This window comes from Helicobacter cynogastricus, from assembly GCF_900197855.1.
Classification (GTDB): Bacteria; Campylobacterota; Campylobacteria; order Campylobacterales; family Helicobacteraceae; genus Helicobacter; species Helicobacter cynogastricus.
The window spans coordinates 52,016-72,896 of the sequence record NZ_FZMQ01000005.1 but is presented as its reverse complement, the minus strand read 5'-3'; the positions used below and the strand labels follow the sequence as shown (position 1 = coordinate 72,896).

The following is a 20,881-nucleotide window of genomic DNA, read 5'->3' as shown; positions in this document are numbered from 1 at the left end:
ACTAAAAAGCAAACAGACAATCACTTCACGGCTATTTTTAACACTTTAAGCACCTCCACCATAGCCAAAGTGTCCAGCTTACAATATTCTAAAAGTGCTTTTTTGTATTTTTCCTGCTCTTTTTTGGGCATTTGGGGCATTCTCTCATAAACCTCCATCGCCTCTGTGCCATTATGGACTAGCTCCAAATTCTTGTAAGCATGCTCAAAAGCGGGCACTAGAGCAGGCAAAACACTTTTGATAGAATGACTCCCTCCCATTTGTGGCGCGTAGTAGTGTCCTTTAGAAAAAGGTTGCATTAAATCAAAAATATTTGCCTTGATCTTAAGCAGGGCAACACTTAGATCAGGATGGGATTCTTCAAGGAATTTTGCTAAATTTTCTAGCACACCTTTTTCAAAAGTGGCGTTATAGGCTAGCACACACGCATCGCTAGGAATATCTTCTACTAGCTTTTGTGCCAAAGCTAAACGCCCGTCTGTGCCACAATCTGCCAAAAATTCGCGATGTTCTAATTTCCCATTGTCAAAATCAATATGGATAGAATATTGAAAGGGAATTTGGGCATAGGGTTTTGTGCCTTCCAAGTGAGGGATGGCGCGTTGCTCGGTTTCAAAATCCAAGTGGTAAATGGGATACCGCAGATTGTCTAAAAATTTTCGAATAGCTTCTTGATCTACATAGGTTTTATTTTGCAAGGCGCATTCTACTTGCCGTCTTTGATCACGACTAAGAGCGCACAAATCCTGCTCATCTAAATCTTTAAAAAATACGCGCTTTTTGTCATACAGCTTCATTTTTTGATCGAATCGCATTTTTGAAATGTTAAAGACATGGTCTGTTCCGCCAAGCCCTCTTTGACTCTCCCAGCAATAACCCTTTGCATCGCATGCATAGGGATGTTCACAATGCATACCGATCTCTATCTCAGGCTCTACATCACTTTTGACAGCCTTGCGCATTGTCTCTAAATACTCAGGGATTTTTGGCTGGAAGTCTACCACGGTTTTCAGAAGATCGTTTTTGAGAAATAATGATTCCAAATCTAACGCGCCTTGTTTAGTATAATTGTTGTTAAGGTGGATCAGATTAGCCCCCTTGATGGTATAGCCTAAGCCAGAAAGGGCGTAATACTGAATGGCCAAATCCCACAGATACGCGTCTTTAGGAGTGGTCTTTGCACTATCTTCAAATGCATTTGTCGAACTCTTCACCTCATGGAGGATCAGTCCCTCAATCTTACCCCCATTCCCGCGCATAATCTCTAAAATATCCACCCTTACCAACAAATTTTGATAACTAAAGGTGGCTTCATAGATTACGCTTTGGCCTTCCTTGATGAGCTCTTGGGTGCGTGTCGCCATTTGCGCCATGTCTGTGTCATTAAATTCAACCTCTACGCCACCTGCAAACAAGCCCTGCGCCAATAACCCTACTTCCTGTCCAACTCTAAGTTTTCTTTGCATCTCTTGGTTAGATGAACCAAAGACCTCTTTTTTGTGTTTCTCTAACCATAACATCTTGGGACATTGCATACCCCGCACAAACTGCGATTTAGACAGATTCATTAAACCCCTTTTTTCAATGGGTTTTAAAAGTTTACTAAAATAAAATTAAAAATCATCGCCCATCTCTAGCTCTAAAGCCCTAATTGGTGCGATCGCCTTGCCTGCTATCCCTTCAATAGAACCACGCGTGCGAGTGGTAATGGTTGCAATCTTTTGAATTTGTTTGCTTCGTTTGGCCCAAAGTCTTTCCATTGCCTGTTTTTCTTTTTCTAAATCTGCCTGCATTTCTCTAAAGGTGAGCAGGGCATTTTCTACTTCTTTGGCAAATTCTGGGCCCACTAAGTAATTGTAGAGCTCATGGATTTTATCCCCTCTGTGTTCTTGGCTTTGTTGTGCCCATGCACGATCGATGATCATTTGGCGTAAAATCCCACAAAGCCCCTTAAACTCTTGGAATGTGCACACATACACTCCCTGATAAAGCCCCATGCGATCTAGCGATTTTGGTAATACTTGAGTTACCAACACCCCAATATGTGCTTTAGCCTCACGCATATCCTCTTTAAATTTCTCAATCCACTCTTCGTTGAAACTTTGCGTACGCTTACTCTCATAGCAGATCACACCACAATTTTGCAATTTATAATCATGCACAATTTGCACACAATCCCCACCTCTGCGCCCCTTTTTAACCTCTTCAATATGGTCTTGAGGAAAATTCTCACGCAAATACGCCTCAATGGCTAGTTCTTGCGCTTCACCCTGAAGTTGTTGGGAGGTGAGCTGGGCTTTTCTTTGCACTTCTTGAGCAGCCTTTTCTAGGCGTTCTACCTGCATTTCTTTTTCTTTAAGTTTGAGTTCGTAGGCAGCTTGTAATCTTTTTTCTAATTCCTCTTTTTGGGCGCGTAATTGCTCTGCATTTTGAGCTAAAAAGCGTGCTTGTTCTTGTTCTATTTGGGCCTGCATTTGTCGGCGTTCTTGCTCGAGTTTTTTTTGTGCTTCTTGTTGAATTTGTTGTTCCAACTCTTGTTTTTGTTGAGCAACTTCTTGTTTTTGTCCTTCAAGGTTTTTAAAAGCTTGCTGGTATTCTTGGCGTTTTTTTTGAAGTTCTTGTTCAAAACGCGCCTTTTCTTGTGTCATCCGTTGTTCTGCTTCTTGTTGCGCCTGTTTGGATAAAAGCGCGCTGACTTGGATGGCTTGGCCACAATGCGGGCATGTGATCCTATCGTTCATGTTTATCCCTTGGTATTTTAAGATTGAATTATACAGAATTTAGACATAGGGGGTGCAGTAGTGTTTTTAACAATCATTGAGAATTTATAAATAAGAATTGCCAATCCTTAGATATAATTCTCTGCCGGTTAACCTTATTATGTAATCATTTTGAGATTATTAGTGGTGAGGACACGATGGGCGTTGTAGAAACCCTCAAGAGTAAGAGGTATCTTCTGTTTTGGATTTTTGTGGGGGGCTGTGTGGTGGGCGTGCTTTTAAGTATCTTGACCGTGCAGGCTGTGGAGTGGACAGCGGATGATAAATTCTGTGGAGTTTGCCATATTATGAAACCTGAGATAGACGCTTACCACTTAGACAAACATGGGGGCAATAATGCCGTAGGTTTTAAGGCTAGATGTGTAGATTGCCATTTGCCTCACAATAATATACTGAGCTATTTCGTACGCAAAAGCATTTTGGGCATGGAAGATGTCTATGGGAATGTCTTTAAAGACCCTAAAAAATTCGATTGGGAAAAGAATCGTCATCGCGCTGAGGAATATGTTTTTGATTCTGGTTGTTTGCACTGCCATAGTAATCTAATGCGCGCTACCTCTTCTAATATGAAATCCTTTTTGCCCCACCGCGATTATTTTGAAGGACTTTCGCAGAAAAAATGCGTGGAGTGCCATTTGAACGAAGTGGGGCATAAAAATCTAGGATTACATCTTAGAGAGTATCTTAAAGAAAACTATAAACCCTATCCTAGAGATTTTGTAATCGATGGTAAAGAAGTGCCCATAAATCAATTCTTGAAGGAAACCACGCCTACCAAACAGGTGGTCAGAGAATTGATACAACCTGAAAAGACCCGCAATAAGGAGTGATGATGTTAATAAATCTACTACAAGGAGATCGCCATGCCTGCTCGTAGAGCTATCTATGCGTTCTTTGTCTTGGCATTTGGTATAACGCTGGGATTTTTGGGTGCGCATCCTCAAGGGGGGACAAGCATCAATAATGCAATGGATGTGCAGCTGCCGTTAAAAACTTTCAGAGACATGAAAGCAGAAGCGAAGGCCTGTGTGGAATGCCATGCTAAGAAACATCCGGGCATTGTAGCCGATTGGAAGATGAGCAGACACGCGCACGCGGGGGTAACCTGTATTGACTGCCATGCAGTTACGCGCGATAGCCCTATGCTCACGATGGATGGGCATGAAGGCTCCAAAGTGCCTATCTCCGTGCTAGTTTCTACCAATACCTGCGGGAAGTGCCATGAAAAGGAAACTACGGAATTTAGACATAGCGGACATGCTAGGGGGGCTGTGCAAGTTTGGGCTAAGGCGAATATGCGCAATTTGATGGAAATGGTGGAGGGAAGAGGGCATCCAGATCTCAAGCACGCTCCTGAGGCTACCGGGTGTATCCAATGTCATGGCTCTATCATCAAACTAGATAAAAACAGACGACCCACCCCTGAGACTTGGCCCACTTATGGGATTGGTACAGCTTTCCCAGATGGCTCGGTGGGCAATTGTGCCAGTTGCCACAGCGCGCACAAATTCTCTCTTGCAGAGGCTAGGAAACCTGCTGCGTGTGCTAGTTGCCACTTAGGTCCTGATCACCCCGATATTGAGATTTACAATAATTCCATGCATGGACATATCTTCAACTCTGAGGGAAGTCAGTGGAATTTTGATGCAGCTCCGGGCACTTGGAAAGTGCCCGACTTTAGAGCCCCCACCTGTGCGACATGCCACATGAGTGGTAACTCTAAGAGTGCAGTAACTCACAATGTGAGTCGGCGTTTAAAATGGAATCTCTTCATGCCCTTAAGTCAGCTACGCACAGGAGGGTATGAGACTGCTAGCGATGCCTACAAAGATGGCTATCAGATTACTAAGGGCAACCCTCTAGCAGGCAATCCTAAAGGCCCAGATGCTGCACGCGCAGAGATGAAGGCAGGTTGTATCGATTGCCATAATTCTACCCATATTGATAATTTCTTTGCGATGGCCGATAAGAATATCTTACTTTACAATGAGTATTACAACGAGGCGCTCAAAATGAAAGAAGCCCTTGCTAAGAAAAACTTATTGGACAAAGATATGTGGAATGACGAGTTCCAACGCATTTTCTACCATCTGTGGCATCACGAGGGTCGTCGTATGCGTCAAGGCGGAATTATGGGCGGACCAGATTACTCTCACTGGCATGGGGTTTTTGAGCTCCAACAAGACATTAGAAAGTTGCGCAAAATCTACGCTAAACGGCTCAAAACTAACCAAATTGAGGATTAATCTCCTCTTGAGCCCCTTGGGGGCTATTAGCTAATCTCCAACTTTTTAAACACATCGCTTAGACGGCGTTCATAGGTATGCTTGCTTGAAGCTTGCTGGAAAGCCTGAGTGCGTATAGGAATCAATAATTTTTTATGGGTCAAATAGTGGCGCACTTTTTCAATGAGCTCGGGAATACTGCGGTAAAAAATCATGCTATTTGGAGCAAAAAGGTTTTCTAAATCGGGGTTATAAGTGGTAATGTAGGCCGCTCCACTCATAGGCGCATCAAAATCACGCAGTTTCATATTCACAGGTTCTAAACAATCATTAAGCATATTTCCACAACCTAACACCAATTCGCAGGCGTTAAAAAAAGCGTTGGTTTCCTCTAAGGGTAAACGCTCACCCCCCTCCCCCCCCCTCATTTTCAAAGCCGTAGCCATAGGCTTGCACTTTGAAACCCTCTTTTTGCAGAGTTCTGACAACTTGTCCTCGAATTCCATGCGCTGCGCCTACAAAATCCTATGTCATATTGTCTTGCAGGATTATCTAGGGGATGAAAAAAATCCACACTGCTAGCCAAAGGGAAGTAGAAACAAGGGGTACCTTCTTTCAAAATCCATTCGATTCTCTCAGGAGCAGTCGTGAGGGAGGGGCCTAGGAAGGGTAAAATGGCGTGTGTGCCTGCGTGGTCGTTAAAATAATAAGTAAGACGATCGTCCATTTGTAAATTAAGGATTTTAAGCTCAGGATAGCGTTTTTTGATCACTAGCAAGTCTTTAGGAGAGTAGTTCCAACCCCATCCTTGAATAATCAGAAAATCCGGCTTAGCATTGGCAGGCGCACTATCCATAATTTCACAAATTTTCGTGGTGTTGCGCCATGAGTTGGCCTCTCTGTATAGATAGGTGCGCTGTGTGCGGTAACCCAAATGAGAAGTGCCATACACTCCATCGTCTTGATAAAAAAGATAGAGTTTTTCACAAACTTTTTCTAAATCTTGGATAAAACCACTCTTGTCTTGGTGCTCGTCATTGCCAGCAAAAAGTACAAAAGGCTTGCGATCTTTAAAACGCGCTTTAAAAGCATCATTAAAGCCTTTTTGTTTCAAAAGTTTTTAATTGTAAGCTTCCGCTCCTAGAGCATCATATTCAGCATTAGAGGGGCAAGCATACTTGTAATAATACTCAGGACTATGTGGATCAAGATTTTCAAACTCAGAATGGAGGAGCTGAGTTTTAAAGGAATCCTTAAGTCTACACTTAAGAATCCTTAAAGCACGGGTTAAAAGCATGGAATGTCCTAAAAATAAAGAGATAGAATATATGATAGCACACAGGGCATTTATTTGCAAAAACGGGTAATTTTTTCCATATACAACCCTGCGACAATCTAAAACCCACCCCATACTTACCTAACATGTTATACTGAAATAAAATTTTAGGAGTTGTTAGATGGAGTGGCACCAGATTTATGCCCCTTTAGGGGGCAATATATGGTTGAGTGCGTTGGTGGCGGCTTTGCCCATCGTGTTATTTTTTGCCTCATTGATCGTTTTTAAGCTTAAGGGCCATACTGCTGCTTTTTTAAGTGTGGTGCTCTCCGCGCTCATCGCTCTTCTTGTGTATAAAATGCCCCCGGTAATGGTGGGAGCTAGCTTTGTCTATGGGTTTTTATATGGTCTTTGGCCCATCGCATGGATCATTATTGCAGCGATTTTTCTCTATAAACTCAGTGTCAAATCTGGGTATTTTGAAATTCTTAAAGAGAGTGTGCAATCCATCACTCCAGATCACCGCATTTTGGTGATCTTAATTGGGTTTTGTTTTGGATCATTTTTAGAAGGGGCGATTGGCTTTGGTGGACCTGTGGCTATCACGGCAGCAATCTTAGTAGGCTTAGGGTTAAACCCCCTCTATGCAGCCGGGTTATGTCTGATTGCCAACACAGCACCCGTAGCCTTTGGAGCGGTGGGCATTCCCATCACTGCGATGGCTGGAGCGGTGGGTGTGAGCGCGTTGGCCATTAGCGCGATGGCAGGCAAAATCTTATTTTTTGTGAGTTTGCTTGTGCCTTTCTTTATCGTATTTTTAATGGATGGCGTGCGCGGGATCAAAGAAACTTTTCCAGCCGTGTTTGTAGCTGCTTTTAGCTTTGCTTTTGCGCAGTATTTGAGCTCAAACTATCTAGGGCCAGAACTCCCCGGGATTCTCTCTGCAATCGTTTCGCTCGTAGCGACTGCTGTATTTTTACGTTTTTGGCAACCTAAGCACATTTTTAGGAGTGATGGTAAAGAAGTTACCCACACGCACCAGCAACATCACATTTGTAAGGTTTTAGTGGCGTGGGCACCTTTTGTTATTTTGATCGCTACGATTGTTATTTGGACTCAACCTTGGTTTAAGGCTCTCTTTGCCAAAGGTGGAGCTTTAGCTTTCTCTAACTTCTATTTTGAATTTGATAGCATTAGTCAGAAAATTTTAAAAAGCGCGCCCTTTGTGCTTGAGGGCAAGAGCGCAACTAGCCCTGTGATTTTCAAACTGCCCCTAATTAACACCGTGGGGACTTCCATTTTGGTAGCCGCATTAGTGAGTATCTTTGTCTTGCGTGTTAAAGCAAGCGATGCGGTGCATGTCTTTGGCGATACCTTAAAAGAAATGCGCTTTCCTATTTTGACCATTGGCTTAGTGCTCAGTTTTGCCTACATCTCCAATTACAGCGGGATCTCTGCAACTATGGCCCTAGCTCTTACCCATACAGGCAAAGCCTTTACTTTCTTTTCGCCTGTCATTGGTTGGGTGGGCGTATTTCTCACCGGGAGCGACACAAGCTCTAATCTACTCTTTGGTTCACTGCAACAACTCACAGCTAACAATCTTAAAATTCCAGAAGTGCTTACGCTCACAGCCAATACCGTGGGGGGCACTCTAGGCAAGATGATCAGCCCTCAGAGTATTGCGATCGCTTGTGCGGCTGTAGGGTTAGCGGGCAAAGAATCCGATCTCTTTAAATTCACGGTGAAATACTCCATTATTTTTGTGCTTTTAATGGGCATTGTGATCAGTGTGATTGCCTATCTCATTCCTCAAGTTGTGCCCGTTGCTTGAGAATCTTAGGCTTGATGAAAGAGTGTTCATAGAGTCTTAAGAGCACGATAAAAAAAGCGGTGATAGTAGGCCCCACCGCAATCCCCCAAAACCCAAATTTACTAATACCTGCCAAGATAGAGAAAAAGATCAATATTTCATTGATTTTGAGGGAGATTTTTAAAATCTTGCGTTTGATAAACCCAATCAACCAAGGTTTGATCAGGCTATCAATTAAACCTCCGATGAGTACGATAGAGTAAATAGCTATTACAATAGCAATCGTCGTGTGATCGCGATACATTTCATATAAAGCGACAGGAATCCATACCAAAGACCCACCCACAATAGGAATAAGCGAAGCTAATCCGTATAAAATCCCCAAAGAGAGCCAATCTAGATCAAACCACACTACCAACGCTCCAAAAGCCATACCTTGTAACAATACATTAATGATTGAGGTGAGCAAGACAACGCGCAAAATGCCGGCTACTTCTCTAAAAATTCCCTTACTTTGAATTTTCTCAAAAGGAAGGATTTCTAAAATGTAACCATAGAAGCGACGGCCATAAAAGAAACATAGGAATAAAAATACTAGAACCATCACCGTATCGCTAGCAAGTTTTAGGCTGTATTTGCCAATATCACTACTGAAACGCAAGACATAGGACATCATAGATTGGGCTGAAAGGTGCGAGATAAAATTTTTCGCATCTGCATTGATCATGGGGAATCGATCTAAAAAGATGAGCAGATCTGCTTTAAACTTATTGAAAAAGAAAGAAAGTTTTTCTAAGTTGATATGTGCCAAAAAATCAACACTTTGATGAATGATGAAGTAGAGAGGTATGACCAAGAAACTCAACAGCACCACCACGCAGAGCAAGGAGCTAAAGAGGTTGCGCATATATTTATCTAAAAACTCTTTGAGCCAAAATATAGTTACGCACAATAGCCCAGCGATGAGTAAATCCATCAAAAAATCTTCATAAAGATAGAGCATCCAGTAAAACGCCACACCAAACAAGAGCCAAAAGAAATACACCGGGCGCATGCCAACCTCATTAGTTTTGCACTATAATACCCAAAAAGGCTGACCATGCTTTTACATAAATACTGCGCTAGTGGTAACGATTTTTTGATCACCCACCAATTTACCCCTCAAGATCGTAGTGCACTAGCCAAAGAAGTTTGTGATCGCCACTATGGCTTTGGAGCAGATGGTCTAGTTGTGCTCTTGCCTCATTCTGAACATGCCTATACATGGGAGTTTTATAATGCTGATGGGAGTTGCGCTAGCATGTGCGGAAACGCGAGTCGGTGCGTAGGACTTTATGCCTATCATCAAGGATTAGCCTCCTTAAAGCACACTTTTTTAAGTGGGGCTGGAGTGATTAGCCTAGAAGTATTGAGTCTTAACCCACAAGGGGGGATTGTACAAAGTAATTTGGGCGTACCTAAGCGGTTGGAGAGTTTGCAGTTAGAGGGGCAAACTTGGCATTTATTAGATACGGGCGTGCCTCATTTAGTGCATTTTGTGGACCACCCTAATAAAATTCCCACGCACAAAACACCCCAGATGCAAGCATTACGCACGCGTTTTAATGCCAATGTCAATATCGCTTGCATTACAGATTCGCATACCATTAGGCTAGCCACCTATGAAAGGGGTGTTGAGGACATTACTTTAGCTTGTGGCACAGGCATGGCTGCTGTGTTTGTGGCCGCTCGTAAAGAGCATCATTTAACACCTCAAGCAACCCTTATCCCTCCTAGTGGGGAGGCCTTAAATTGGTATTTGAAAGGCCATGAGGTTTGTTTTAAAGGACAAGTACATTTTATAGGATTCATTTTGGAAAAACCTGCATTTAAAGGTTATCGCGCCGATTTATTTTAATTTCATTCCATGTTTTAGATAAAGGGGTGTGCAGAAATGCTTAAATACCTTTTTTACTGGATACTATTGGAGGTGGGGCTTTATGTATTGATCGTTGTAGGTTATTTTTTCGTGAGATTATTTAGCGTGCTTTTCTTAGAAAAATCGCCTCCAAAAGAGACAAAACTTATAACCTTCCCTCAAGAAGACCAAGAACCCCCACCCAAAGACTCTATCCCAGAGCTCTCTTTTTCAAGAATATCCCCCCCATCCCCCGAACCCTCTTTAAAACCACCAAACCCCCAAGACAAATACGCCCCCAAAGCCATTAAATCTTATTTGGATCAATTTGTGATCGGTCAAGAGCAAGCTAAAAAACAAATGAGTTTGGTTTTTAGCGATCACTATAAACGCATTCAAGGACAATCTGACTTAGAAAAAGCCAATGCCATTTGTATAGGCCCTTCAGGTAGTGGCAAGACTTTTTTAATTGAAATGGCAACCAAGTATTTAGACATTCCTTATTGTATTGCCAATGCAGCTGCTTTCACCCCTACAGGCTATATTGGCAATGAAACCAACCAAATGTTTGCTACCCTCTATAGCAATGCGGATAAAAATATAGAAAAAGCTGAGCAAGGGGTGTTGGTCTTAGATGAGATTGACAAGTTAGGACAGGGGAGTTGGCATGACAAGGAGTGGAGACAGGGGGTGCAAAATGAACTCTTAAAGGTCATTGAAAAGGGGATAGTGTCCTTTGAGTATGGAAATGGGAGCAATAAACAAACCATCTCTTTAAAAACCGATCACATGCTCTTTATTGTCTTGGGGCATTTTGAAAAATTATGGAAAAATAACAAAACTCTCCATCAAAAACTTCCCAAAATCACTAATGAAAATTTAATAGAATGTGGCATGAAGCGCGAATTTTTACGCCGTTTCTGCGTGCGTGTGATCTTTGAGCCTGTGGATATTGACATGCTCACAGAACTCTTAGATCGGCGTTTAAAACCCTTCCAAGAGGAATTTTTTAAAGCAGGGAGTGCCCTAGAGTTTAGCCAAGAAGCCAAACGCTTTTTAATCCAAAACGCCCTCAATGAAGGGTTGGGTATGAGCGGGTTAGATCAAAAACTCCATGAACTGCTCATGCCCCTGCGCTTTGATTTAGAGGATTATCATGGTTTAAGATGTGTCATTGACATTGATCATTTAGGAAATACAAAGGTGTTGGTAAGGGGATTGGAGGGTAACTAAGCACACATTAGCACAAAGTTTGTAGTTTCATCTACCGCTTGGATTAAATCCTTGCTAGTGGGCTTTAAAAGACTGAGTGGGCAAGATACGCCAATTTCCCCTCATCTAGCAAGATAATCTCATTGCAAAAGGCTTTAGTCAAGTGCAGATCGTGCTCCGCTTAGCAAAACCGCGTGTTGGTGGAGGTATTTTTGGCGATATGGAACATTTCGCATGCTCTCTCAATGCGTAAGCTCAACTCTGTATCTGCAATGTTAAGCGGATTTACCAAGGGCTCAGCGAGCGCCTCAAAGACGTTCAAAGTTGGATTCACGCCACTAATGGGGTCTTGAAACACCATTTGGGCCTGCTTGTAAAAGGCGCGCCTTTTTTCTAAAGTCTCCATTTGCACGCTTTGCCAAAAAATTCAATTTTTCCTTACATGGGCTTGATGAAGCCCATGATAATGTTAGCCAAAGTGCTCTTTCCTGAGCCAGAGAGCCCCATAAGCCCTAGTGCCTGCCCCTGTTCAAGCTCAAAAGAAATATCCTTAAGTACGCCCGAATAGCTCTTTTTACCAAAGAAAATACTTCATAGCTGTGGTGAAGTTGGGAGATTTAGGGCTAGCATGCCTCGCCTCCAAAATTCTTGTACGCCTCTATGAATAGTTTGGTTTGCACATGCAGGGGTTTTTCAAAGACTTCTTGCACACTTCCCCTTTGTACAATGCGCCCTTCACTCATCACCAAGACATGATCGGCGATTTTTTTTACCACACCAAAATCATGGGTGATGAGCAAAAATCCCGCCTGTTTTTTGTCTTTGAGCTCTAGGAGGAGCTCTAGAATCTTGCTTTGCGTGATGAGGTCCAAATCGGTAGTGGGCTCATCAGCGATGATGAATTGGGGCTCTTTGAGCAGGGCTAGGGCGATCATGGCGTGTTGCAACATGCCGCCGCTCAACTCAAAGGGGTATTTGTTCAAGATGCTAGAATTCAAGCATACATCTTCTAAGGCCTTGTAGATGCGTTGCATACCAGAGCTATCCCATTTGTCCAACACTTTTAAGCTCTCTATGGCATGGGATTTGAGCGTCATGAGCGTGTTAAGGCAGTGCGCGAGTTTTGCATGATCATGCTTAAAGCGCGCGGATTATAGGGCCTATTGCCTAGATTTACTTGCGCGCCCCCCTCAAAACCATAGGCGATAAAGCCAAAAATAGAAGTCGCGCTTAAACTCTTTCCACTTCCGCTCTTGCCTAGCATGGCGGTAATCTTGGCAGGCTCTAGGCTAAAGTCAGCCCTAAGAAATTCACTCCCTTCTTTAGAGATACGGATATTAATGTTGAGTTTTGGCATTTTCCACCACCTTGCCCCATCTAATTTGTCACGTAAGTAATCCCCAATGATATTAAAGCTCATCACATACAAGAACAACGCCACACCCGGATAGTAAATGAGCTCAGGATAAGTAAAAATAAAATCCTTGGCATCGCTAATCATGATGCCCCACTCAGATGTGGGAGATTTCACACCAAGCCCCAAAAAGCTCAAGCCTGCAATATGCAACATCACATGCCCAATGTCTAAAGTGGCGACAATCACACACTGGGCTAAGATGGGTCTGAGCATGTTTTTCTTGAAACTTTCCACCCCTAAAGCCCCGCACATCTTGCTCACCAGAACATATTCTTTATTTTTCAGACTGAGCATAATGGAGCGCACAATGCGGGCATACCAAGCCCAGTGGGTGAGTGCGATGGCATAAGGATTGACCACTTTGCAATTAATCAACGCATCGGCGAGTTTTTAGCCAAGTGTTGCGCTCTAAATTCTGCATCAAATTTCGCCTTGACCGCCTGCGTATTAAATTTCTCTTCACCGCTAAAATAGACATCTTCTCTTAGCTTGAAAACATAGTGCTTGCCTTCTTCTTGATCTTCCAGCTGACAGAGTAGCCACGCAAAGAGCTTTTAAACACAGAACTACTTTTTAAATGATGTATATTATTTATAGTTTAATAGTTTAGCTCGTATGGACATTTGAGTATGCAGACAAAAAGATTAAACTAAAATTCTGACTTGTGAGATCAAAAATTATACACATAGTTAAAATACACCGAAGCATTGCGTCTAAAGCCTATTTGTTGCTTGTAAGTTCCCATTTCTGCATAATCTGTAGCCATAGAAGCGTAGTAATAAGGCATGGGCAACAAAGGAATGCGCGTGCCGATCTCAAAGCCATTGTGTTTGCCTATGTTTGTTCTAAAACCAAAGGTTAAAGGCAGTTGGAAATAACTTTGTCCCATCTGTAGTTTACAAGTCTTGTTACTCTTGCATGTATTCAAAGTCGTTGCTAATGCTTTGCTATCAATTGTCCATGAGCTTCCCACTAGGATCAAGCCTAAGAAAATTCCACTTGTGGTGTTATAACCCTTGCTTTCAAAGAAGTTATACAAACTATCTACACCCACTCCATAAACAAAATTGCTGATCCCATAGTTTGCTTTACTGCTACTCCCTCCTGCATTATAACTAAAACTGCCATAATAGCGCAGTCCCCAGCGTTTCTTTTTGCCAAAGAATTGTTTATAGCCTACCTGTATATTAACCCCATAGAGATTAGTGTTGCTTAAACATTACTGGTTTCTGCTACAAGACTAAGTCTTTGATAGAATTGGGAACAGCTAATCATGCCATTCTAGGTGACATTAAAATAATCAAAGCCCACTTGTGCGTAAAATCTGTTACTATCTGCACCTAGATATTTTAATAGCACGCCCAGTAAGACCATTTAACGCGTATGTTTTATTATTCTTACATGACAATTTAAAAATAAAAAATGAGCTAACGATCGCACTTATCCCCACAAACTCTAGGTTTAGAAAGTTAAATGGGGGTTGGTAACTTTAATCAAACAACTCTAGTAATCCAGCCCTGGGGTGCTCTCAGATCACCAAGTTGCATACCCACTAAAGTTTCATAAAGTTTTTGGGTGATAGGGCCAGCCTTTTCCTGATTAAAAACATGCAAATGACCCTGATAAGAAATGCCACCCACAGGGACAATCACTGCTGCTGTCCCACACACCCCCGCCTCGCTGTAATCTTTTAAAGCATCGATGAAAACATCGCCCTCCACCACTTCTAGCCCTAAGTTTTCCTTAGCAAGGTAGACTAAAGATCTGCGCGTAATACTGGGTAGAATCGAGGGGGAAGCGGGGGTAACAAAAACTTCTTTTTTAGAAATAGCAAAGAAATTTGCCCCACCCACTTCTTCGATCTTAGTGTGAGTAGCCGGATCAAGATAGACGCAATCGCTAAAACCTTGCTCCTTGGCTAATTTTCCCGGGAGTAAACTCGCTGCATAATTACCCCCTACTTTGACTGCTCCCGTGCCCTTAGGCGCAGCGCGGTCAAACTCAGAAACAATAAAATTAGCCGGGCGCATCCCGCCTTGAAAATAAGATCCTACTGGCGATCCAAAAACAACAAACATGTATTCAGGAGCTGGGCGCAAACCTAATCCTTTTCCCACACCCAACACTAGGGGGCGTAAATAAAAGGTAGCTCCTGATCCATAAGGACCCACCCATTTTGCATTAGCCTTGACCACTTGGGTGCACGCATGGAGAAACAAATCAACCGGCACAGGGGGCATAAAGAGACGATGGCAAGATTCTTGAAGTCGCTTGGCATTTTCTTCAGGACGGAATAAATTGATCGAGCCATCCTTCCACCGATAGGCTTTCAGACCCTCGAAACATTGTTGGCCATAATGCAAAGCAGGAGAAGCCTCATGTAAGGCTATTTGATTGTCCTCAATGAGATCGCCACTTGACCATGTCCCATCTTTGTAATGCGCCACAAAACGAAAATCCGTTTTGACATACTCGAAACCTAAATTATTCCAATCTAAATTGACCATAAACTTCCTCAATGATGATTTTTATAATACAAGGCGATTTTAAACAAAAACAATCTAAGATCGGCAAATAAGCCATATTTAAGTTAAGGTAATACATGGGTTTACAAACTATCCTCTTTTGCACCTCTCAGTATTATCCATCGCAAACCATCCCGGCACTGATCAACTATGATTTTACTATAACTCTTGCCAAAGAAGGGCATAAAGTGTATGTAATCACAGATGCCACTTTTCAAAAAGCAGGCCCTAGTCATGCAGTCTACAGCGGAGGTGTAGAAAAACAAGCCATAGAAATAGAATCAAATTTATTTGTTATTCCATTTGCCATTGTGGCTAATGCTCTGATTTATACCGGAGAAACCCAAGCTTATCAGGATTTTGCGCTCAACTTTCCTTGCGACCTTTTGATCAATGTGGGGCTTTTAAATTGGAGCACAGACCTTTTATTGCCCCATTTGGCCACCTGTAAAGCAACTAAAAAAGCGTTGCGAATCCATGAGGAACACGCATTTATGACCGCTTGTTTTTCACGCAAACGACTACTTAAAGAGGTGATCAAAGTTGGCTTAAGCATGCTAGGTCTTAAGAAAAGAGGATCTCTCCCCTACTTAGATCGCCTCAAGCTCAAAGAAAGATTGAAGGCTTATTCATGCGTGTTTTTATCTCCCAATAGCCGCGCCTACCATTATCTCAAGCCCCTTTGCACGCGCACAGCTGACTTGATAGAGACCATACAAGCCCCATTCTTAGAATCGGTTTCCTTGCCTGAAAATCTTGCAGAACCATTCATGGTTAATGTAGCCGATTTCTCTCCTGAGAGTAGGCAAGATTTTGTACTCAAAAGTTATTATTTAAGTCATGTCTCACTTCCCCTAGTGCTTGCAGGTTCTGTTAACACTCATCAGACTTTAGGGCACTTGCAACGACTCCGCCATGACCTAGAGCGCGCACATGGTCAAAAACCAGTTCACTTTTTCTACACGCCCAATCGTCAAGAGATGTATAAGCTCCTAAGCAAGGCCAAATTATTGCTAAATGCCTCCAATCTTGAAATCTCTATCGTATTGTTAATGCAAAGTGTGCAGCTATGCATCCCTTTTATTGCAACAATGGATTCTGCTAAAGATTTTCATGATGATTTCTTTGTACAAACTCCACAAGAAATGGCCCAAAAGATCGATATGTTTTTGACTGATGAGAGTTATTGTTCTCAAATCACCCAAGAATTATCTTTAAAAGGATTGCACCATACGGACAATGTCAAGGGTTTCTTGCATCAGCTTGCTTAATATTCCTTTATAAAACTCCATTAATTCTTCATACTTTTAAAGATGATTTGATACCCTAAAAATTACCCTTTAATTCTATTCTGATTTTAATTGGGTATTTTTTAACGCTACTTGCATTTTATTTAAGAATAAACTAATATTATTTTAATAATTAATTAAGTCTATTTTAAATAGCATGTGCATGTCTTTAAAATTTGTTAAAAGGAGTCCAAATGGACAAAAAACACGCGATGGAGATTCTAAACTCCAAACAGATTAACAATGTGATTAAACTACTTGAAAAAGAAGGCGTTCAAAACGCTACAGAGGTGCAGGTGCAGGATTTGAATCTCACAGAGATGAAAATCGCTTACAGTAAAGAAAGCAAACAAGAAGTTCTTACTCTTAAATTCCCTAAAAAACTAGAAAACTTTGAAGGAATTAGGGATGCGCTCATCTCTATGCTAGGTATTGATGCCCAAGCTTCCCAAGAGGCCCCCCATGCACAAGGTTTCCAAAATGCCAACCCTAACGCGCACTTTGGAGCTCACGCAGGTAATTTCCAAGGCCAAATGCCTTTTGGCCAACACGGGGCTGCACACGGATTTAACCATGCCGGTTTTGGGATGCCCTTTCATGGTTTCCCCCCTGTTTGTGGCATGTTTGTATGTGGCTTTGTGCCTTTCTGTGGATTCCCTATGGGTGGTTTCCAACACCACCACGCACATATGGGCGGATTTTCTCCCATGGGTAACCATGCGCATATGAATCACCCCCACCATATGGGACACCCCCAACACATGGGCAACTTCCAACAACCAGGCCAAACACCCCATGGGAGAGGCGATCATGCACAAATGGGAGGCCAGCAAATGAGAGGCGCACCCCACGCACAAGCCCCAGCAGGCAATCCTAGAGGAGATGCCCCTCAAGGTCGCCACTCTTAATTTCTCACAAGCCCCTAAGGGGGCAACTCAGTTTAAAAGATAAAAATTTTTATGGGTAAAAAACTCTGCGACAATCTCTAAAATGATAGGAGAATGAGCGTTTTTGAGAAGATCGAGGTCTTGAATGATTACAATAGGCTGGATACTCTCCGCTCCTACAAGTTTTTCACGGATATAGAGTTCTTGCGCATAACTTAGCGTAAGCTGTTCAAGGGGTTTTAAAGGCGCGTTTAACAAGCGCGCTGTGCCTTTAGTGTCCAAAAATAGAGTTTCATCTTTCACACTCAACCCTAGCGCAATGCGCGTATCCTCAATAGGGATTGAATAGCGCGCCCCCAGAATTTCTTCAGCAAGGGTAGACTTTAGCGTGATGGTGTGCACTTCTAAATCTTTGAGGGTGATCTTTTTAGACATGGAACGCTTTAAGATAAGACTCTTAAGAGTTTTATTGCCCATGCGCACCACTCCCCTTAAAAGCAAGTAGGTTTGTAAACTTTGTTGCAATAAGTGGTAATTTTGCTCCTGTAACTCTAATTTGTCCCTTTGGGCAAAGAGTTCTAAGCGTTGGGCAATGCTAGCCGGGTGGATTTGTTTGTCTAGGGAGCTTATTAGCTCCATACATGGTTTATTTTGCGCTTCTCTTTGAGTATTAAGAGCAAACTTACACCCACAATAATTTTGCCGATAAAGCTTATCTCTCTTGGCTAGAGCGTTTTGTTTTTCTACCCCCCCTTGCGCGCGCACATTCAGATAGACAAATTCCAAGCCATATTTTTCTCCAATCGTCCCCCCCTGTTTTCTTAAAACTTCCTGTTCTTTCATGGGGCTAGAGAGTAATGTAGTGCTAAAATGATTCACCCCTAGCATAAGTGCCATTTGCGCGCTAGTTTCCAAACGCACATCAAAACACACATTGCACCGCGCCCCCTTTTCCCTCTCCTCCTCTAAGCCTTTGATGGCTTCTAACCAATCTTGCAGAGTGTAATCGCCTTCTATAAGAGAAATCCCCAAGCGCGCACATGAGCGTTTGACATCCTGCAATCTTAAAAGATACTCTTCATAAGGGTGGATATTGGGATTATAGAAAAAGCCCATTAAGCGGGTGTCTGGGTAGAGCTTTTGGAGCTCTTGGAGGAAATAATGGCTATCCACCGAGCAACAAATATGCACCAGCATACTTTTAGGCGAGCTTGTAGCAAGTGCGCTCTTAGATTCACACATCTAAATGCTTGACATTCTTGGCATGCGTATGGATGTATTCGCGTCTAGGTTCGACCTCATCGCCCATCAGCAGGTTAAAGGCCTCATCGGCTTTTGCCTCATCTTCTAAAGACACCCGCAAAAGAGCGCGATTTTCTAGTGCCATCGTGGTTTCCCAAAGTTGATCGGGATTCATCTCGCCCAAGCCCTTATAACGTTGGATATAGGCCCCTGTCTTCGCACTCTGCTCTACTTTGTGCAAAAAGTCCAACGCGTCCATGCCTAAGACCTCTGTATCAATTTCACTAATGCGCGCAAATAATGACTTGGCCTCTAAAAATAACGCGTCTTGAAGTAAGCTTTCTTCAATATTAACCTCCACAAGCCCTAAAGCAGTTTGCACAAAGAAATGCGCGCCCTGCTCAAAAACCTGTTTGGTCAAAATGCGGTATTGCAAGTCTTGCAAAAGTACCTCTAGGCGTTCAGCCAATGTAGGGAAACTCAAGCCCTCTATGTCATGCTCGACTAAGTAGCGCAACACTTCCATTAAAATAGGGCGTTTTTCTAGCTCTTGTAAGATCGAGCGATACGCGCTCAAGGTTTTAAGCAAATCTAGCAAGTCATTACGCCCTATGCCCTCGATGTCCATGCTATCAATTCCATGTTCGATCAAGAAGTGGTTGAGTTCGCGCTCATCACGCAAATAACGCTCGATCTTCTTTTTCTTGAAGCGGTACAAGGGAGGTTGGGCGATATACACATGCCCATTTTCGATCAAAGGTTTTAAATGGCGGAAAAAAAAAGTCATTAGCAAGGTTTGGATATGACTCCCATCCACATCTGCATCTGTCATGATGATAATCTTGTGGTAGCGCAATTTTTCTAAGTTAAATTCCTTGCCCACCCCACATCCAAAGGCAGTGATCATGTTTTTAATTTCTTCAGATTTGAGGATTTTTCCCAAATGCGCTTTTTCTACATTGAGAATTTTACCCCTTAAAGGCAAAATCGCCTGAAAAGCCCGATCCCTGCCTTGCTTGGCAGAGCCTCCTGCGCTATCTCCCTCTACTAAGTAGAGTTCGCACTCTTTGGGGTCTTTGCTCTGACAATCAGCCAGTTTGCCCGGCAAAGTGCCTACACTCAAAGAATCTTTTTTACGCGTGATCTCGCGCGCCTTTTTGGCAGCCTCACGCCCGCGAGCGGCTAAAAGCACCTTTTGCACAATCGCCTTAGCGATACTGGGGTTTTCTTCAAAGTATTTAGCCACCTTTTCATAGACCAGTTTGGCGATGATAGGGCGCACAAAAGAGCTCCCCAGTTTGGCTTTAGTCTGTCCCTCAAATTGTGGGTCTAAAAGTTTAAGGCTAATGATCGCGCTCAAACCCTCTTTAACATCCTCTTGCACAATACTAGAGCTTTCTTTGCTATTGTTCTCTTGCATGTAATTTAAAATGGCTTTACTCAAGCCCATTTTAAATCCACTCTCATGTGTGCCTCCCTCTGTGGTGCGAATATTATTTACAAAGCTGAAGGTTTGCTCTTCATAACTTTCATTATAGGCTAGAGCGACCTCCACTTCCATACTCTCCACCTGCGCGCTAAAAGCGATGATCTCAGAAATGAGGGGAGTTTTTTGGCTATCTATAATAAATTGTTTCAAGCCATCTTGATAGTGATAACTTTCATGCACTTGGGCAGGCTGGTCATGGAACTCTAGGGTAATTTTATTGTTCAGATACGCCATTTCTTGAAAACGGCGTTTGAGCACCGCACTATCAAATTGGATCACTTCCATAATTTCTGGATCGGGAAAAAACTCGATCGTGGTCCCGCGCTTTTTAGTGGTGCCCACCACTTCTAGGGGGGTGGTAGCAATTCCCTTTTCAAATTCTTGGCGGTAAATCTGCCCCTCTCTATAAATAGTCATGATGAGCTTAATAGAGAGCGCATTGACCACACTCACTCCCACTCCATGCAAGCCTCCTGAAACCTTATAGCTTTCTTGATCGAACTTGCCCCCGGCGTGTAGGATGGTGAGCACCACCGTAGCTGCGGGGATTCCCTCTGTAGGGTGAATATCTACAGGGATTCCGCGCCCATTATCCTCTACAATGCACGATCCATATTGGCTTAAAGTTACCTTGATGCGATCGCAAAAGCCTGCCATGCTCTCATCGACTGCATTATCCACCACCTCATAAACCATGTGGTGTAGGCCATTGACTCCGGTGTCGCCAATATACATGCCCGGGCGTTTTCTGACCGCCTCAAGTCCTTTGAGTACTTTGATTTTATCGCCCATATAAGAGTGCATCATTTGCCTTATTGAAGAGAAGATG

Annotated in this window: 20 protein-coding genes; 7 read left to right on the top strand and 13 right to left on the bottom strand. The window is 42.8% G+C overall.

Annotated elements, in window-relative coordinates; translation table 11 throughout:
• Nucleotides 1–20 precede the first annotated feature (20 nt).
• Complete coding sequence (locus C6H00_RS01555; protein ID WP_104749298.1) at nt 21–1,568, bottom strand: DUF2779 domain-containing protein; 1,548 nt, start codon at nt 1,566–1,568, stop codon at nt 21–23.
• Between the two features lie 45 nt (nt 1,569–1,613).
• Complete coding sequence (locus C6H00_RS01550) at nt 1,614–2,741, bottom strand: DUF2130 domain-containing protein (RefSeq protein WP_104749297.1); 1,128 nt, start codon at nt 2,739–2,741, stop codon at nt 1,614–1,616.
• 176 nt (nt 2,742–2,917) lie between these two features.
• Between C6H00_RS01550 and C6H00_RS01545 the strand changes: the two genes are divergently transcribed.
• Both C6H00_RS01545 and C6H00_RS01540 read left to right on the top strand, forming a co-directional pair.
• The gene (locus C6H00_RS01545) at nt 2,918–3,610 is read left to right on the top strand and encodes a cytochrome c3 family protein (RefSeq protein WP_104749296.1); all 693 of its coding nucleotides are present in this window, start codon (nt 2,918–2,920) and stop codon (nt 3,608–3,610) included.
• Between the two features lie 33 nt (nt 3,611–3,643).
• Entirely contained in the window at nt 3,644–5,026 is a 1,383-nt protein-coding gene (locus tag C6H00_RS01540) for a multiheme c-type cytochrome (protein WP_104749295.1), read from the top strand.
• Between the two features lie 26 nt (nt 5,027–5,052).
• Here the strand turns inward: C6H00_RS01540 and C6H00_RS08705 are convergent, their stop codons facing one another.
• Nucleotides 5,053–5,451: a glycosyltransferase family protein gene (locus C6H00_RS08705; RefSeq protein WP_233704356.1), complete on the bottom strand. Its 399-nt coding sequence runs from the start codon at nt 5,449–5,451 to the stop codon at nt 5,053–5,055.
• The gene (locus tag C6H00_RS08700; protein WP_233704355.1) at nt 5,436–6,119 is read right to left on the bottom strand and encodes a CgeB family protein; all 684 of its coding nucleotides are present in this window, start codon (nt 6,117–6,119) and stop codon (nt 5,436–5,438) included. Before C6H00_RS08700 ends, C6H00_RS08705 begins: the two co-directional genes overlap by 16 nt.
• A gap of 343 nt (nt 6,120–6,462) precedes the next feature.
• Between C6H00_RS08700 and C6H00_RS01530 the strand changes: the two genes are divergently transcribed.
• Nucleotides 6,463–8,115 carry an L-lactate permease gene (locus C6H00_RS01530; protein ID WP_104749294.1) on the top strand — a complete coding sequence of 551 codons (1,653 nt, stop codon included), beginning with the start codon at nt 6,463–6,465 and terminating at the stop codon, nt 8,113–8,115.
• On the opposite strand, the gene C6H00_RS01525 is transcribed toward C6H00_RS01530, so the two are convergent.
• Nucleotides 8,087–9,148: an AI-2E family transporter gene (locus C6H00_RS01525; RefSeq protein WP_104749293.1), complete on the bottom strand. Its 1,062-nt coding sequence runs from the start codon at nt 9,146–9,148 to the stop codon at nt 8,087–8,089. The two genes, C6H00_RS01530 and C6H00_RS01525, sit on opposite strands and share 29 nt — an antisense overlap.
• Nucleotides 9,149–9,193: 45 nt before the next feature.
• On the opposite strand from C6H00_RS01525, the gene dapF reads away from it, so the two are divergent.
• Together dapF and C6H00_RS01515 are read left to right on the top strand one after the other, a co-directional pair.
• On the top strand, nt 9,194–9,991 hold the full coding sequence (dapF, locus tag C6H00_RS01520; RefSeq protein WP_104749292.1) for a diaminopimelate epimerase: 798 nt from the start codon (nt 9,194–9,196) through the stop codon (nt 9,989–9,991).
• A 36-nt stretch (nt 9,992–10,027) separates the two neighbouring features.
• Nucleotides 10,028–11,224: an AAA family ATPase gene (locus tag C6H00_RS01515; protein WP_233704354.1), complete on the top strand. Its 1,197-nt coding sequence runs from the start codon at nt 10,028–10,030 to the stop codon at nt 11,222–11,224.
• 160 nt (nt 11,225–11,384) lie between these two features.
• Here C6H00_RS01515 and C6H00_RS01510 read toward each other — a convergent pair whose 3' ends face one another.
• The 6 genes from C6H00_RS01510 to C6H00_RS01485 form a co-directional block, all read right to left on the bottom strand.
• The gene (locus C6H00_RS01510; RefSeq protein WP_104749291.1) at nt 11,385–11,609 is read right to left on the bottom strand and encodes an ATP-binding cassette domain-containing protein; all 225 of its coding nucleotides are present in this window, start codon (nt 11,607–11,609) and stop codon (nt 11,385–11,387) included.
• A gap of 32 nt (nt 11,610–11,641) precedes the next feature.
• Nucleotides 11,642–11,749 (bottom strand): ATP-binding cassette domain-containing protein, encoded by a 108-nt coding sequence (locus tag C6H00_RS09115; protein WP_407645527.1) that lies wholly within the window; start codon nt 11,747–11,749, stop codon nt 11,642–11,644.
• Nucleotides 11,750–11,826: 77 nt separating this feature from the next.
• Nucleotides 11,827–12,300 carry an ATP-binding cassette domain-containing protein gene (locus C6H00_RS01500; RefSeq protein ID WP_104749290.1) on the bottom strand — a complete coding sequence of 158 codons (474 nt, stop codon included), beginning with the start codon at nt 12,298–12,300 and terminating at the stop codon, nt 11,827–11,829.
• On the bottom strand, nt 12,297–12,995 hold the full coding sequence (locus C6H00_RS01495; RefSeq protein WP_104749289.1) for an ABC transporter permease subunit: 699 nt from the start codon (nt 12,993–12,995) through the stop codon (nt 12,297–12,299). Before C6H00_RS01495 ends, C6H00_RS01500 begins: the two co-directional genes overlap by 4 nt.
• 295 nt (nt 12,996–13,290) lie before the next feature.
• Nucleotides 13,291–13,806 carry an outer membrane protein gene (locus C6H00_RS01490; protein WP_104749288.1) on the bottom strand — a complete coding sequence of 172 codons (516 nt, stop codon included), beginning with the start codon at nt 13,804–13,806 and terminating at the stop codon, nt 13,291–13,293.
• Between the two features lie 307 nt (nt 13,807–14,113).
• Nucleotides 14,114–15,127: a branched-chain amino acid aminotransferase gene (locus tag C6H00_RS01485; RefSeq protein ID WP_104749287.1), complete on the bottom strand. Its 1,014-nt coding sequence runs from the start codon at nt 15,125–15,127 to the stop codon at nt 14,114–14,116.
• Between the two features lie 95 nt (nt 15,128–15,222).
• On the opposite strand from C6H00_RS01485, the gene C6H00_RS01480 reads away from it, so the two are divergent.
• Complete coding sequence (locus tag C6H00_RS01480; RefSeq protein ID WP_104749286.1) at nt 15,223–16,416, top strand: hypothetical protein; 1,194 nt, start codon at nt 15,223–15,225, stop codon at nt 16,414–16,416.
• 212 nt (nt 16,417–16,628) lie between these two features.
• Nucleotides 16,629–17,342 (top strand): DUF2470 domain-containing protein, encoded by a 714-nt coding sequence (locus tag C6H00_RS01475; RefSeq protein WP_104749285.1) that lies wholly within the window; start codon nt 16,629–16,631, stop codon nt 17,340–17,342.
• Between the two features lie 27 nt (nt 17,343–17,369).
• Here the strand turns inward: C6H00_RS01475 and C6H00_RS01470 are convergent, their stop codons facing one another.
• Together C6H00_RS01470 and gyrB are read right to left on the bottom strand one after the other, a co-directional pair.
• Entirely contained in the window at nt 17,370–18,563 is a 1,194-nt protein-coding gene (locus C6H00_RS01470; protein WP_104749284.1) for an epoxyqueuosine reductase QueH, read from the bottom strand.
• Nucleotides 18,556–20,856 carry a DNA topoisomerase (ATP-hydrolyzing) subunit B gene (gyrB, locus tag C6H00_RS01465; RefSeq protein ID WP_104749283.1) on the bottom strand — a complete coding sequence of 767 codons (2,301 nt, stop codon included), beginning with the start codon at nt 20,854–20,856 and terminating at the stop codon, nt 18,556–18,558. The genes C6H00_RS01470 and gyrB overlap by 8 nt, the downstream gene beginning before the upstream one ends.
• Nucleotides 20,857–20,881 lie beyond the last annotated feature (25 nt).

Coding starts and splice junctions, on each gene's coding strand:
- C6H00_RS01555 (WP_104749298.1), bottom strand. CDS start 1,568: ATGAATCTGTCTAAATCGCAGTTTGTGCGGGGTATGCAATGTCCCAAG.
- C6H00_RS01550 (WP_104749297.1), bottom strand. CDS start 2,741: ATGAACGATAGGATCACATGCCCGCATTGTGGCCAAGCCATCCAAGTC.
- C6H00_RS01545 (WP_104749296.1), top strand. CDS start 2,918: ATGGGCGTTGTAGAAACCCTCAAGAGTAAGAGGTATCTTCTGTTTTGG.
- C6H00_RS01540 (WP_104749295.1), top strand. CDS start 3,644: ATGCCTGCTCGTAGAGCTATCTATGCGTTCTTTGTCTTGGCATTTGGT.
- C6H00_RS08705 (WP_233704356.1), bottom strand. CDS start 5,451: ATGGCTACGGCTTTGAAAATGAGGGGGGGGGAGGGGGGTGAGCGTTTA.
- C6H00_RS01530 (WP_104749294.1), top strand. CDS start 6,463: ATGGAGTGGCACCAGATTTATGCCCCTTTAGGGGGCAATATATGGTTG.
- C6H00_RS01525 (WP_104749293.1), bottom strand. CDS start 9,148: ATGCGCCCGGTGTATTTCTTTTGGCTCTTGTTTGGTGTGGCGTTTTAC.
- dapF (WP_104749292.1), top strand. CDS start 9,194: ATGCTTTTACATAAATACTGCGCTAGTGGTAACGATTTTTTGATCACC.
- C6H00_RS01515 (WP_233704354.1), top strand. CDS start 10,028: ATGCTTAAATACCTTTTTTACTGGATACTATTGGAGGTGGGGCTTTAT.
- C6H00_RS01510 (WP_104749291.1), bottom strand. CDS start 11,609: ATGGAGACTTTAGAAAAAAGGCGCGCCTTTTACAAGCAGGCCCAAATG.
- C6H00_RS01500 (WP_104749290.1), bottom strand. CDS start 12,300: ATGACGCTCAAATCCCATGCCATAGAGAGCTTAAAAGTGTTGGACAAA.
- C6H00_RS01485 (WP_104749287.1), bottom strand. CDS start 15,127: ATGGTCAATTTAGATTGGAATAATTTAGGTTTCGAGTATGTCAAAACG.
- C6H00_RS01480 (WP_104749286.1), top strand. CDS start 15,223: ATGGGTTTACAAACTATCCTCTTTTGCACCTCTCAGTATTATCCATCG.
- C6H00_RS01475 (WP_104749285.1), top strand. CDS start 16,629: ATGGACAAAAAACACGCGATGGAGATTCTAAACTCCAAACAGATTAAC.
- C6H00_RS01470 (WP_104749284.1), bottom strand. CDS start 18,563: ATGTGTGAATCTAAGAGCGCACTTGCTACAAGCTCGCCTAAAAGTATG.
- gyrB (WP_104749283.1), bottom strand. CDS start 20,856: ATGCACTCTTATATGGGCGATAAAATCAAAGTACTCAAAGGACTTGAG.